Annotated in this window: 12 protein-coding genes and 1 other annotated feature; of the genes, 3 read left to right on the forward strand and 9 right to left on the reverse strand. The window is 46.8% G+C overall.

Going from position 1 to position 13,623, the window contains the following annotated elements:
• Positions 1-64: 64 nt before the first annotated feature.
• On the forward strand, positions 65-337 hold the full coding sequence (gene rpsT / locus MHI21_RS17315) for a 30S ribosomal protein S20 (RefSeq protein ID WP_013311181.1): 273 nt from the start codon (positions 65-67) through the stop codon (positions 335-337).
• A gap of 142 nt (positions 338-479) precedes the next feature.
• On the opposite strand, the gene holA is transcribed toward rpsT, so the two are convergent.
• From holA to MHI21_RS17355, 8 genes are all read right to left on the reverse strand, one after another.
• Positions 480-1,511: a DNA polymerase III subunit delta gene (gene holA, locus MHI21_RS17320; RefSeq protein ID WP_029515366.1), complete on the reverse strand. Its 1,032-nt coding sequence runs from the start codon at positions 1,509-1,511 to the stop codon at positions 480-482.
• 213 nt (positions 1,512-1,724) lie between these two features.
• On the reverse strand, positions 1,725-3,185 hold the full coding sequence (locus MHI21_RS17325; RefSeq protein WP_342418590.1) for an anti-sigma factor: 1,461 nt from the start codon (positions 3,183-3,185) through the stop codon (positions 1,725-1,727).
• The gene (locus MHI21_RS17330; protein WP_013311184.1) at positions 3,182-3,730 is read right to left on the reverse strand and encodes a sigma-70 family RNA polymerase sigma factor; all 549 of its coding nucleotides are present in this window, start codon (positions 3,728-3,730) and stop codon (positions 3,182-3,184) included. Before MHI21_RS17330 ends, MHI21_RS17325 begins: the two co-directional genes overlap by 4 nt.
• A 228-nt stretch (positions 3,731-3,958) precedes the next feature.
• Positions 3,959-4,948, reverse strand: a complete 990-nt coding sequence (locus MHI21_RS17335) for an iron-hydroxamate ABC transporter substrate-binding protein (RefSeq protein ID WP_342418591.1) — start codon at positions 4,946-4,948, stop codon at positions 3,959-3,961.
• A 126-nt stretch (positions 4,949-5,074) separates the two neighbouring features.
• On the reverse strand, positions 5,075-7,648 hold the full coding sequence (locus MHI21_RS17340) for a ComEC/Rec2 family competence protein (protein WP_342420220.1): 2,574 nt from the start codon (positions 7,646-7,648) through the stop codon (positions 5,075-5,077).
• A complete protein-coding gene (locus MHI21_RS17345) occupies positions 7,578-7,730 on the reverse strand; it encodes a hypothetical protein (RefSeq protein ID WP_341163795.1) in 153 nt (50 codons plus the stop codon). The genes MHI21_RS17340 and MHI21_RS17345 overlap by 71 nt, the downstream gene beginning before the upstream one ends.
• A 180-nt stretch (positions 7,731-7,910) precedes the next feature.
• Positions 7,911-8,429, reverse strand: coding sequence for a dCMP deaminase family protein (locus MHI21_RS17350; protein ID WP_025723414.1), 519 nt, complete (start codon positions 8,427-8,429; stop codon positions 7,911-7,913).
• Between the two features lie 88 nt (positions 8,430-8,517).
• On the reverse strand, positions 8,518-9,165 hold the full coding sequence (locus MHI21_RS17355) for a helix-hairpin-helix domain-containing protein (RefSeq protein WP_341163589.1): 648 nt from the start codon (positions 9,163-9,165) through the stop codon (positions 8,518-8,520).
• 295 nt (positions 9,166-9,460) lie between these two features.
• Here MHI21_RS17355 and comER point away from each other — a divergent pair, with 295 nt between their 5' ends.
• Positions 9,461-10,306, forward strand: coding sequence for a late competence protein ComER (gene comER / locus MHI21_RS17360; protein ID WP_165178435.1), 846 nt, complete (start codon positions 9,461-9,463; stop codon positions 10,304-10,306).
• Here comER and leuS read toward each other — a convergent pair.
• Entirely contained in the window at positions 10,287-12,725 is a 2,439-nt protein-coding gene (gene leuS, locus MHI21_RS17365) for a leucine--tRNA ligase (RefSeq protein ID WP_103049583.1), read from the reverse strand. The genes comER and leuS overlap by 20 nt on opposite strands.
• 61 nt (positions 12,726-12,786) lie before the next feature.
• Positions 12,787-13,043: a binding site (T-box leader), on the reverse strand.
• A 184-nt stretch (positions 13,044-13,227) separates the two neighbouring features.
• On the opposite strand from leuS, the gene MHI21_RS17370 reads away from it, so the two are divergent.
• Positions 13,228-13,617 (forward strand): tautomerase family protein, encoded by a 390-nt coding sequence (locus tag MHI21_RS17370; protein ID WP_160789315.1) that lies wholly within the window; start codon positions 13,228-13,230, stop codon positions 13,615-13,617.
• The last annotated feature ends 6 nt before the right edge of the window (positions 13,618-13,623 follow it).

Genomic DNA, 13,623 nt, shown 5'->3' on the forward strand with positions numbered 1-13,623 from the left:
TAAAATATTTTAAGTTGTGAAACGTTTGTGTTCATAAGTAATGCCTTTACAGGAGGTGAATGTAATGCCAAACATCAAATCCGCTATCAAACGCGTTAAAACTAGCGACAAACGCCGCGCGTTGAACGCTTCCCAAAAATCTGCGCTTCGTACAGCAGTAAAAGCTGCCGATACAGCGTTGGTAGGTAACGAAGCTGAAACTGCTGCTGCTGCTTTCAAAGTAGCTTCCCAAAAGCTGGACAAGGCTGTAACTAAAGGTCTGATCCACAAAAATGCAGCTGCTCGCAAGAAATCCCGCTTGGCGAAAAAACTTAACGCTCTTACAGCTCAAGCGTAAGCAAGAGCTACTTTCATACGTTAATGAAAAAAACCTGACCAGCCTTGGCTGATCAGGTTTTTTTAGTTTATAACTTTTATTAATTTATAGAGTCAGCTTTTCACGATACATTAGCTGACTCTATAACAGCACATGGGGGGAATTAGATTGAAGCCCCGGCACCCATTTTCATCAAAAATAGTTCTAGTCCCAGTACCTTGTCAACGACACCTGTTTTCATATGATAATCCAGCTCGCCCAATTCGTAGAGAAGCTGACGCAGCTGCTCAGGGCGAAACCTCCGCGCTTGGTCTCCTGCAACTTTCACCCCATAAGGATGCAAACTAAGCTGACTCGCAATTTGTTGCTGGGAATAGCTTTGACCTGCCAGCTCTTTGACCTGCAACATAATACGGAACTGGCGCGTGATTAAAGCGGCAATCTTGATCGGTTCCTCTTTTTGCTTAAGCAACTCATAGAAAATACTGAGTGCCTTATCCAGCCGCAAATTAGCCAGATCCTCAACCATCGCAAATACGTTTTGCTCTGTGTTACGAGGCACCAGGGATTCTATATCAGCGGATGAGATGGTTCCCTGTGCTCCTGCGTACAAGCAGAGCTTGTCTATCTCAGCAGCCAAGGATTGCAACCCGGTACCTGTGAATTGAATGAGGCTTTCAGCAGCTCCTGCAGCCAATTGCACTTCTCTTTCTCCTGCACGCTTATGAATCCAAGCCACAAGATCATCTCCACCCATTGGAGCAAAAGCAATAACCGAAGCATCACTTTTCAGTTTTTTGACAATCTTTTTCCGTTCATCCAACTTTTCAGCCTGAACCGTAAAAACGATGACGCTATAGTCAGTCGGGTTATCCATATAAGTCAACAGCGTCTCAAGCCGGTGCTCTATCTTACCGCTATCTTTGCCTGCTGCAAATACACTGGTATCCCGTACAATAATCAGCTTCTTTGGTACCAGAAAAGGCGCTGTTTCCGCCTCCTCCACGACCACCTCAATGGGCGTTTCGGTTAAATCATAAGGAATGATGGCGAAGTCACGGTGCTCCTCTTCCACCACTTTCTCTTTAAGCATCTCAACAAACTGCTTCATTTGATATTTTTCACTGCCGTATAGCAAATACACTGGCGAAATGTCGCCTTTGCGAATAGCCTTAGAGGCTGTTTTTACATCCATTTTCCGTTCCCCCCACCCACTGATCGTACCCGACATCCGAACGGAAGGCAAGTCATGATACAAACGAAGGGACCCTGCCTATAGGCAGGATCCCTTCACCACCATCTATATCAACACGGCAGCAGAAAGCTCTAGAAACTTTCGGCCGTCGGGATACGACGTCGGTTCATATAGTTTATTCTCTGTTTTTAAAAGTGTGTCAACTTACGGAAACTATTTTCCAGTGCTGCGCGGGACGGTGTACGTATATTTACTCGCTGTCCCATCCTGCTCCGTCTCATACATAAAGGTCTGGCTGTCTTCTGACCAGCTTCCTTTGACCCAAGCACCTTTTAAAGTACGGACTTCCAGGGTTGTTCGGTCTACACCGTTATCGGAAAGCTTATACACTTTCAGCTTTTTGCCCTCAATAGCCACCGCATAGCTACCATCAGGCGAGTTGAGCTGATCTGTAGAGCCGGATTGGGCACTATAGCTGGAAGCATTATCGTTGTCTGGAGAGACCAGTGAATTAGATACAAAGCCTTCTTTACGAACTGGGTCTTGTGACACGGATGATTGCTGATCATTAGAAGCTGCATTGCTGCTATCCGTTCCCAAGGCATTCCCCGAATCCTTAGTGATGCTTTTGGAAGTCGTGTCTTTCGACGTTTCATTTGACGCAATTCGATCCTGTACCTTCAAATCCTGACTAAGCGACGAAGAAGAATCATTCGTACTTGTGTTACCATTATTATTATCCTGAGCGGTACCCGTACCCGCTAGGGGTGCTTTTTCCATTTTCGGTTCTAACTGTTCATCAGGAGCAATCGTGGGTTGATCAGATTTTTCCTGACTTAACTGTTTGTCCTCAGATTTAGAAGCATCTGCAGCAGACGGATTTTCCTTTGCCAGCTGACGATCCGTACGTAGCTGTCCCTGCCCTGCATCCTGACGAGAAGAATGTTCAGCTGGTGTAGACTTCGTCGAATCTTCCTCCCCAGCTCGCTGATCGTCACGTTTCCCAGCATCCCGTTTGGAAGAGTTCTTTTCATCGTCTGCATTGGTTGCACCTTGTTTGCTCAGGTCAGGTTCTTTATCCGCAGGTGGCTGAGATGCATCCGTTCCTTGCCCCTGCTCTGACGGCTGCTGTGTAGAATCCGAACCAATGGCTGCATCACGACCTCCACTGCCATTGGCTGTATCTGTAATTTCCGTCTGATTTTGCGGATTCGTCACTTCGGGCGTCTGGGTTGTAAGTATGCCTTCCGCATCCTGCACTGTTTTAGGCTCGAAGTTAAATACTACAATCCCCAGCACAACAGCAGCGGCAGCCACGCCCATAGCAGCGCGCCCAGCCATTCGATTCCACCAAGGTGTAGGCTGGGTACGCTGTCTAGGCACTGGTCCAGGCTCTACAGCCACAGGCTGCATTTCCTGAAGCGCACTTCCCTGCTCTTCACGTGCGCGGTCAATGGCATCAAGCTGAGGCATGATGGAATCCACCAGGCTGAACGCCGGGGAAACCGCAGGCAATTCCTCCAGCTCGCGAGAGAGTGTCTGAAGAATAAGAAATTTTTCCGCACAGTCCGGGCAAGTCGCAATATGGTTCATTAATTGGGACGTTTCTTCTTCGCCCAGCTCATGATCCACATAACGCTGCATCCAATCCATCACCTCTTCCCCACACTTCATCCTGATACACCACCTTTCTGATATTCCTGAAGTAGCCCTTGCAATTGCTGTCTTGCACGATATAAGTATGACTTGACCGTATTTAGCGGCAAATCCAGAGAATCTGCAATCTCGTTATAGGAAAAATCCTGCAGATATCTTAAGACAATTACCGTCCGGTGGTGCTCCGGAAGTTGTTGTATAGCCTCACGAACATCCTGTGCCATATAAGAGGTCAACACCTCGACCTCCACGTTTTGGGGATCGTTGAATATCATGTCGTGCTCGTCAATGGAAACCGAGGGCTTCGTTCTTCTGAATTTGTCGATGCATATATTCGTTACAATGCGTTGGACCCAGGTTTTAAACTGCGCTTTTTCCTCATAAGAGTTAATTTTGGAATAGATCCGTATGAGGGCTTCTTGTGAAGCATCCATGGCGTCCTGCTCATTGTTTAGAATGTAATATGCCGTACGGTACACATGCTGTTCTATCTCTCTTAATAGGGTAATGAGAGCGTCGCGATCGCCCGATTGAGCGGCTCGAATGAGTCCCTGCTCTACCACAAAGGATCCCCCTCTCCCTGCAATATTACAGACGTATCCATTTTGCAAATTGTTGCAGGATAGACGTCTGACACTAATTTTATTTTTTTAACAAAAAAAATTATACCAAAAAGCCCAGAATCCCCAGCATATCCTCCCTTAGAATAACAGAAAAAGGGAAGGTAGTCACCTTCCCCTAGCTCCTACATACATCTAAATGCTAGCCTATCGAGCTGCAAGATCATATTGTTACTTCTTGGAAACCAAAAAATCAGATATGAGTTCTAATTGATAAGTCAGAGCAATCGGATCTTGAAAATAAAAATCATCGATTGAGTATTGATATACTTTACCTGATTTAACGGCAGAAAGGTTCTTCCACACACTTTTAGATAAAATATCTTTTCCTTGGTCTGCTCCGTCGCCTCGAATACCCAACATTAAAAAATCGGCATCGCCCAGCATCTCCGGTAAAGCCTCTATTGAAATGCTGGCCCACCCCTTCTCGAACGCTGACTTTTCTACCTTCGCAGGAGCATGAAGTCCCAGCTCATCATAAAGTATGGCTCCTCCACGTCCATAAGATTTTCCATATAGATATAATTCTTTTCCTGTAATCTCAAAAATAGCTATTTTTTTACCCGAATCAATGACGTCAGACAAAGCCTGTTTCTTCTCAGCAATCTTGGTTGCAAAGTCAGCCAGGCAATTTTTCGCTTCCTGCTCCTTGTTTAACACTTTGCCCAGCTCCATCAAACGGTCCTTATATTGATATTTACCATATGGGATAAACACTGTAGGCGCTATTTTTTTCAGATTTTCATATGCTTTCTCATCATAGGTAATGATCAGATCCGGCTTCAGGGTAATCACCTTTTCAAGGGATAATGCGGAACTGTCACCGATATTTGCAACACCATTCAAATATTTTTTATAATATGGAGCATCAAATACAGTGTCTGGAGCCCCTACAGGTGTAATACCAAGTGCTAGCACATCACCTACATAATCACCGACTGCCACTACGACACGCTGGGGATGCTCAGGAAGAGTAATTGTACCTTTATCACTTTCATATGTACGCGTGGCAGCTTCATCCCCGGTTGATGTGGTCTTGGAAGCAGTCGATTGACCGCTTTCTGTTACAGTCCCACCCCCACTTGTAGCGCATGCGCTCAATACCAGCATTAACGAAATGATGAACAAACAAGCTGATGCTCTAAATTTAAAATAACTCACAATATTCCTCCTGTTAATAATGATTCTCATTTTCATTACTCATATGATTCTATCAAAGCTTACAGCTACTGTCCATGCAGATTGGATTCAAAGCAAACAGCCCACTCCTGAGAGTGAGCACCCGTTTTAGTTTGTTGTTGTATTCGTATTTGTTTTGTACTGTTTGCGTTGGTACCGCACACTCAGTTTTCCTTGCTGCGCTCGAATCTGGATCTCTCCCATCGTATCTGTTCGATATATAGCAGAATCAACTGCCGATAAACGTTCCAATACCGCTTCATTCGGATGTCCGTAAGTATTGGTCGCACCGACCGAAATAACGGATACTTTCGGTCGCCAGTAGGATAACCACTCTTCCGAGGTGGAATACTTGCTACCGTGATGTGCTATTTTCATGACGTCTACAGCTTTCCCGACAGCCCCCGTTGCTCCCTTATCTTTCACACTTGATGAAAAACGAGTTAATTCAGAGAGCAACGACGACTCTGCTGCATCATCCATATCTCCTGTGAACAAAAAAGAGGCTCCCTCCATCTCCAATATCATGGCAACAGAGTAATGATTTTGCTCCTTCATAACAGGCAACTGCTCAGATTCGTTCTCCGGTGGCGTAAACGGATAGAGAAAGCGGATTTTCGTAGCCTGGTCTGGCTCCCATTCCATACTATGATGTGCACCGTACAGCTTGATCTGCTTGTCTAAAGCCGTGTTCAACAGCTTACGGAATGGGGCTTTATCTGTCAGGGTACCATTAAAAAACAAGGTAGATACGGGAATCTGGTCAAGCACAGCCTGTAGTCCTCCGGCATGATCATGATCTCCGTGTGTTAAAATGACAGCGTCCAGCCGATGTACACCTCGTTGTTTTAGCAAGGGCACAATCGTATCTTCACCTACCTCGTAGGGATCTGCGCGTTTGCGCCAAGCATTTTTCCCTGTAGCAAAGTCCATTGTACCCCCGCCATCTACCAAAATATGTTTCCCGCCCGGCGTGGTAATTAAAATGCTGTCACCTTGGCCCACATCCAAATATTGAACCACCCCCGTATTTCTCCCACCAGGAGATTGATAACCTGTATACAATATGCCAAGCCAGGCGATAACACTTAGAGCCAGTGCCAAATGACTATAACCATTCCACTGTCGACGCGCAAATTTCCCTGCTCCCTCAGGTTCATGAGCTGTATTAAAAACAGCAGCCCATTCGGCAGAAGCCGCTAATCCCGTATACACGGGTGATGATATGGGAGTGGAATTCAAAACAGAATTATCGTCTGTTTGCCTGCGAGATGTCAGCCACGTTTTAAGCCAGTACAGAACACTATACAGAGCTGCGTAATACGCCATGACCCACAGAATGGAGGAAGACGGCCAAATACTCACATAAGCATCATCCACATTCAGCCATTTCACTAGTAAAAAGGTCAAATCGTTCAATTGCTCTGCCGGCCACGCAAGAATACGAGCCCCATCCCCCCACAAAAAAGAAAGCCCCATCGCCACCGTACCTATTGGAAGCACGATATATGTAATAAGGGGTACAAGCACAAAATTGGCCGCAAATGATAACAGCGAAAATTGATTAAAGTAGAATACCGTCATTGGAAACGAAACAAGCTGTGCCGTAATTGTAATCGCAACCTCACCTCCGATTAGGAAAGGCCATTTGGCGAAAAACGGCTTCATAAGCGGCATATAAATGAGCAACCCACCTGTCACCAAAAAGGAAAGCTGAAAGCTGACGCTAAGAAGATAATATGGATTCCAAATCAGCATGAGCAACGCGGATATACTTAGAATATTAAGTCCGTCTTTGAGCATACCTCGTCGGGCTGCAAACAAGCCGATCATCGCCATAATTCCTGCCCTCACAACAGAGGGAGAAGCACCTGTCAGCAGGACATAAGCCGGAATGAGTATCATCACGACTGTAAGAGATGTCTCGCGGCTAACTCGTAACAGCCTGAGTAAATATAATAGTGTAGCTGCATATACTGCCACATGCATGCCCGATATTGCTAAAATATGCGTTAAACCAAGCTGCATAAACTCGTTATATGTTGCTGGGTCCAACTCATCTGTTACCCCAAGCACCAGTCCTTTCATATATCCTGCGTGATGAAGTGATGTAAATGCCGATTCCATTCTCTGCCCTAGTTGCTCCCTTAACTGATCATTCCATCTGAACAAAGTGTAGCGGTTCCACAGTGAAGCCTCCTGCTTCTGTAACGAGGCTGCTCCATCGCCTTTGAAAAGCCAGTGGATTTCCTGTGTGTGCAGGTATTCACTGTAATCAAAGCCGCCAAAGTTCCCCGCTTTTGCAGGAGCCTTTAAGGTGCCACGCACTAGGATTGCATCTCCACGTTGCCACGCTGCCGCAAGTTGCTGTTCCTGCTTGGCAGCCAACTTGATATGAACAATGACCTGTTCAGAAATTGGTGTACGATTCTCGTCCTTTTTCGAATGACTTCCGTAGTGATTGATTGAGGTGACTCTCATCTCAAACTGTGTTCGGTCACCATCTACCTGTACTTTAGAAGCGATAAGCCCTGCTATTTGAACAGGCATGTCTTCCACCATAGAAGACGATACATGAAGAGCATCGGGAATACTGCTAACATTATGCGTATCATGCCAAAACCAATGAAATCCACCCCCGCTGAATGCAAGCCAAAGTAATACCATATGCCGGATGGGGATTTTCATCCATAAAGCTATAAGCGGAAAGATCAGGGTAACCCCCGCCCAGAGTAACAAAAGCATATGTCCAGAATACAGACATGCTCCCGCACTTCCTGTAATCCAACAAACAGTAAGGGTCAATATAGGTCTAGTTAACACAAGCTTAGCTTGAATACAATCACCTTCCGGTAGCAAACATTGCTTTCTGTCCAAAAAACACAAAATAAAAAGAACCTCTGACAAAATAGCATTCGTCAGAGGTTCTTCCTCGTTTACTTTTTTAATTCATTACATCCATCAGCGTTTCTTTTGGTGGATGATAGGTTTTCAGCATACGAAAGGCGATTCCCTTTTCCTCCATCATAGCACGAACCTTGTCGGCATCTTTGGGATAAGGTCGGTGGTATACAATCTCCACAATACCGCTGTTCGCCAACATATTGGCACACGTCCAGCATGGCTGGTCGGTGACATATACTGAAGAGCCTTCACGATCAATTCGGTCAGTAAACAGCAGCAGGTTCTGCTCCGCATGAATAGTGCGAATACAACGCTGCTTCTTAACCATTTCCTCGCGCCCATCACGGTGAACGACCTCATACTCCTCTGAGATCATGCAGCCTGCCTCAGAACAGTCAGGTACCCCGGATGGTGCTCCATTATAGGCCGTCCCCAAAAGCTTTTTACCTTGTACAAGTACGGCTCCAACATGACGCCGCGCACAGCGCGAACGGGTGGATACCATATAAGCGATATCCATGAAATAGGTGTCCCAGTCCTTGCGTACATCTGCACTCATTTCCATCTCTCCCGTATAAACAAGTTAAAACGTAAACCATATCCGCTACCGCCGTTCTCAGGACCTGTACATTATAATCTTATATAAGTTACAAACTGACATACGGCTTCATTTTAGCCAACATTTTAGCTCCGATTCCCTTTACGTGATCCAAATCGTTCACACGTTTGAACGCCCCGTGCTGATTACGGTAGTTCAGTATAGCCTCGGCTTTTTTAGCCCCAACCCCTGGTAATTCCATTAACTCAGCAGCAGTCGCCGTGTTGATGTTTACCTTTTTTTCGCCGGAATCGGGTGTAGTAACCGAATCACTTACCCTATTGGTCCTACTCGTCGTTGCACCACTCGAACTGACAATACCTGTGTCTGAGCTCGGATTCGCAACACCTGACTGCTTTACGGTACTTGAATTTCCCGCAATAGAGTTTTCGCTCACAGCAGCAGATACACCAGTAGAAATCTGCACAGTATCACGTTTCACATTGTCAGCGGCTTCGGCATTCCTACTGCGCTCAGCTTTGTCTGAAGGTTCTTTTACAACAGGCTTTTTCTGGGCGTAGTCACTGCTGCGCTGCGACTTATTTGGCTCTGTCTCCATCGCCACAGCCTGCTCCACCTTATGGTTAAGTAAAGTCCACTCTTCTTGCGGCTCAGAGCGCTGTCCTCCGGCAAATAAAATAAGTCCACTCCCGATTACAGCAAGCGTTATCGCTGTTCCTGTCCATACACGTTTCATTTCCGTATCGTCCCCTACTCCACATGGATTTCGGGAAATTGAGCCGACTGAAAACACCGTCTCAATCAAACAGAGCAAGTCTGTCCAATTCCCGTTAAACCGGAGGGTGCAAACAACCTCCATACGGTCTCGCTGTGAGCATTTTCACAAAAAAGTGGTACGACCCCGGGGACGATCTAACATGCTCAGACATAAAATTCGTCATGTCGGCCAAGACCAGGCGCATACACTAAGAAGAATGACAGCTGACAGCACAGCGTCTATACCGCAAAGTATGAAAGGAGGACGTTGAACAATGAAAGTTGGATTTATCGGGACTGGCAGCATGGGAAGTCTGCTAATTGAGTCTTTTATTAATTCTAACGCACTCAAGCCGCAGCAAATATCAGCAAGCAATCGAACGCATTCCAAGGTAACCGAGCTAGCCCGTCGCTATCCAGGTTTGCATGCAGCCCAAAGCAACCGTGAAACGGCAGCGGAAAGCGATGTTCTGTTTATCTGTGTGAAGCCGCTGGAATCAAAAGCCGTAACGGATGAAATACGCGACGTCATTACAGAAGAGCAAATCGTCGTATCTATCACAAGCCCGGTGCAGATTCGTATTTTGGAACATGCACTGAAAGCCAAAGTATCCAAAATTATTCCAAGTATCACCCACCAAGTGGGCAGCGGAGCCTCACTGTGCATCCATGGAAGCCGGATTACAGAGGAGGATCGCACCCTTCTGGAAGAGCTTATGTCCCACATCAGCAGGCCGATTCGGGTTAAAGAATCTTATACTCGGATCACGTCGGATTTTTCGAGTTGTGGTCCTGCTTTCTTGGCCTTTTTTATGGACCAGTGGATTCAAGCCGCAGTTCAAGCTACAGGTATAGACCGTACGGAGCTATGCGCCCTGGCCGGTGAAATGATCATCGGCACTGGAAAGCTGCTCACGGAAGGCGGGATGACACCAGCCGAGTTACAGGCCAGAGTGGCGGTTCCGGGAGGTATTACCGCCGAAGCTCTCGCATTGTTGGACATCAGCCTGCATAGCGTCTTTCCCGAGCTAATACAGGCCACGCACAACAAGTATGAAGAGGACATGCAAAAGGTAGATGTCTCCTTCGGCTTAAAGCCGATTAACCGGCAACAATATTAACCAGTTTACCTGGAACAGCAATTACCTTGCGGATCGTTTTGCCGGCCAGTGCCTGCTGAACATTGTCCAACGACACAGCGAATGCCTCCATCGCTTTAGCATCAAGGTCCTTGGCAATCGTTGCACGCTGTACGATTTTACCATTTACTTGCACAACAATTTCCACTTCGGCGTCCACCGTCCATGCTTCATCATAAGCAGGCCAAGCCGCGTAGGTAATGCTATCATTGTGCCCCAGCAGCTGCCACAATTCCTCAGCCAGATGGGGTGCAAGCGGCGACAGCATTTGCACGAAGTTTTCCATTGCTGCACGCGGCAGAAGGTCTGCTTTGTATGCATCGTTGGTGAAGATCATCAGCTGGCTGATCGCTGTATTGAAGCGCAGCGCATCCAGATCTTCGGTTACTTTTTTCAGCGTTTTATGCCAAGTACGATTGAACTCATCGCTACCGCCGTCATTTGTAATTTTATCGTTCAGGCTACCATCCTCGGAAACAAACAGGCGCCATACGCGGGACAGAAAACGATGTGCTCCCTCTACCCCATTCTCATTCCATGGCTTGGTCGCTTCCAGCGGCCCCATAAACATCTCATAAATACGCAGCGTATCGGCGCCAAACGTATTGACAATATCATCAGGATTAATGACATTACCGCGTGATTTACTCATTTTTTCATTGTTGTTGCCTAAAATCATACCCTGGTTGACCAGCTTATAAAAAGGCTCTTTCGTTTCCACTACGCCGATATCATACAGTACCTTATGCCAGAAACGGGCATACAGCAAGTGAAGAACCGCATGTTCCGCTCCGCCAATATACAAATCAACAGGCATCCATTCACGCTGTTTTTCTTTGGATACAAGCTCTTTGTCATTTTTCGGATCAATAAAGCGCAGGTAATACCAACAACTTCCTGCCCATTGCGGCATTGTATTCGTCTCGCGGCGTGCTTTCATACCTGTCTCAGGATCAATGGTTTCCACCCAATCTGTTGCGTTCGCCAGCGGGGATTCACCTGTACCTGAAGGCTTGATATTGTCCATCTCCGGCAGTACGAGCGGAAGTTGGTCCTCAGGAACCGTTTTGATCGTTCCATCCTCCAGATGAATTACCGGAATCGGCTCGCCCCAATAGCGTTGACGGCTGAACAGCCAGTCACGCAGGCGGTAGGTGACTTTGCCGTGTCCTTTGCCCTCGGCTTCCAGCCATTCAATCATCTTCGGAATCGCTTCCTCGTTGGTAAGTCCATTCAGCGGGCCTGAATTGACATGCGGTCCATCCTCAGTATATGGCTCATTAGCCACATCTCCACCTTGGACAACCTCAATGATATTCAATCCGAATTGCTTGGCAAATTCCCAGTCACGCGCATCGTGAGCAGGTACAGCCATAATCGCTCCAGTTCCGTAGCCTGCCAGTACATAGTCAGCAATCCAGATCGGCAGCTTTTCGCCGTTCACCGGGTTCACTGCATAAGCTCCTGTGAATACGCCTGTTTTATCCTTGGCCAGATCCGTACGCTCCAGATCGCTTTTACGAGCAGCTTGTTCACGGTACTGTTGTACAGCATCCTTTTGCTCAGGCGTAGTGATAATATCCACCAATTCCTGCTCTGGTGCCAGCACACAGTAGCTTGCGCCGAACAGTGTATCTGGGCGGGTTGTAAATACTGTGAGTTGCTCGTCATAGCCTTCAATTGGAAAACGAACCTCAGCCCCGGTAGACTTACCGATCCAGTTCCGCTGCATATCCTTAATACTCTCAGACCAATCCAGTTCCTCCAGATCATCCAGCAGACGATCCGCGTATTCCGTAATTTTCAGCATCCATTGACGCATTGGTTTACGGACGACCGGATGACCGCCACGCTCACTCTTGCCGTCAATAACTTCTTCATTCGCCAGCACTGTTCCCAGCGCTGGGCACCAGTTCACGGGTACTTCAGCTACATATGCAAGGCCGCGCTTGTACAGCTGGATGAAGATCCACTGTGTCCATTTGTAATAATCAGGGTCCGTCGTGCTGATTTCACGATCCCAGTCGTAGGAGAAGCCGAGCGATTTGATTTGACGGCGGAAGTTATTTACGTTTTTCACCGTAATTTCGCGTGGGTGCTCCCCTGTATCCAGCGCATGCTGCTCGGCAGGCAGACCGAAGGCGTCCCAACCCATCGGATGCAATACGTTGTAGCCGCGCATTCTTTTATAACGTGAAACAATATCCGTAGCTGTGTAGCCCTCTGGGTGGCCTACATGCAGGCCGGCTCCAGATGGGTACGGAAACATATCCAAAGCATAAAACTTCGGTTTGCCCGGCTCTTCCCCGGTGCGGAACGTCTTGTTCTCATCCCAATATTTCTGCCATTTTGGTTCAATACTTTGCGGTTGATAGCCGTGCTTCGGCTGTGTGTCTGTCATTGTCTTTTCCTCCTCAAACGGTATGCAACAAAAAAACCTCTGCATCCCGTAGCGTGTCAGCGCTAGGGACGAGAGGTTATATTCCCGTGGTACCACCCTAGTTAGCAGAAAGCGTTCTTCGCGTTCTACTCCCTTTGCACCTGATAACGGAGGTGATCCGATGCGGGTTAATAACAGGATACAAGCACCTGTAAAGGCGTTCCTGCGTTGGACGCATATCTCCGAGGCGAGTTCACTTTGCGCTGTCAACCGGCTTGCACCACCCGCCGGCTCTCTATATGTCCAGACAAAGCTACTATTCCTCATCAGCGATTGTTTAACCGTTAATAATGGCACTATTATATTGAAAACCGCGAAAAAAGTCAAATAAGGACTATCTTTGGTGTTAAAGACCCTCTTCATACTAATTGTTCATGACACATGCATACGAATGTTTTATAATAACTTCGAATTAAATTGATGCAAATTGAGTTGAGTTGAGATAAGAAAGGTGAGCTGAGACATGGCACAGATTAAAATTTTCGGAATAAAAGAAGCTCTAAATCCAATCAAAAAGCAGCTTTCAGAGGTGATTCATTCTGCTGTGGTGGATGCATTCAAATACCCTCCAGACAAGAGGTTTCATCGTTTTTTCCCTATGGATCAGGAAGACTTTATATATGCCGATGGTCGCTCTGAGGCGTACACCATTATTGAAATCAGTATCTTTGAAGGCAGAACGACAGAAGCTAAGAAGCAGCTCATCCAGCTGTTATTCCAACGAATTATGGACCATTTTGGCATTGCTCCACAGGATCTTGAGATTACTATATTTGAAACGCCCAAACAGAACTGGGGTATTCGGGGTGTACCGGGTGATGAGCTTCAGTTGAACTATAAAGTGAATATATGAGTGCAA

Origin of the sequence: Paenibacillus sp. FSL H8-0168 (assembly GCF_038592955.1) — a bacterium.
GTDB classification, from domain to species: domain Bacteria; phylum Bacillota; class Bacilli; order Paenibacillales; family Paenibacillaceae; genus Paenibacillus; species Paenibacillus polymyxa_B.

Coding starts and splice junctions, on each gene's coding strand:
- rpsT (WP_013311181.1), top strand. CDS start 65: ATGCCAAACATCAAATCCGCTATCAAACGCGTTAAAACTAGCGACAAA.
- holA (WP_029515366.1), bottom strand. CDS start 1,511: ATGGATGTAAAAACAGCCTCTAAGGCTATTCGCAAAGGCGACATTTCG.
- MHI21_RS17325 (WP_342418590.1), bottom strand. CDS start 3,185: ATGAAGTGTGGGGAAGAGGTGATGGATTGGATGCAGCGTTATGTGGAT.
- MHI21_RS17345 (WP_341163795.1), bottom strand. CDS start 7,730: ATGTCTGTATTCTGGACATATGCTTTTGTTACTCTGGGCGGGGGTTAC.
- MHI21_RS17350 (WP_025723414.1), bottom strand. CDS start 8,429: ATGAGTGCAGATGTACGCAAGGACTGGGACACCTATTTCATGGATATC.
- MHI21_RS17355 (WP_341163589.1), bottom strand. CDS start 9,165: ATGAAACGTGTATGGACAGGAACAGCGATAACGCTTGCTGTAATCGGG.
- comER (WP_165178435.1), top strand. CDS start 9,461: ATGAAAGTTGGATTTATCGGGACTGGCAGCATGGGAAGTCTGCTAATT.
- leuS (WP_103049583.1), bottom strand. CDS start 12,725: ATGACAGACACACAGCCGAAGCACGGCTATCAACCGCAAAGTATTGAA.
- MHI21_RS17370 (WP_160789315.1), top strand. CDS start 13,228: ATGGCACAGATTAAAATTTTCGGAATAAAAGAAGCTCTAAATCCAATC.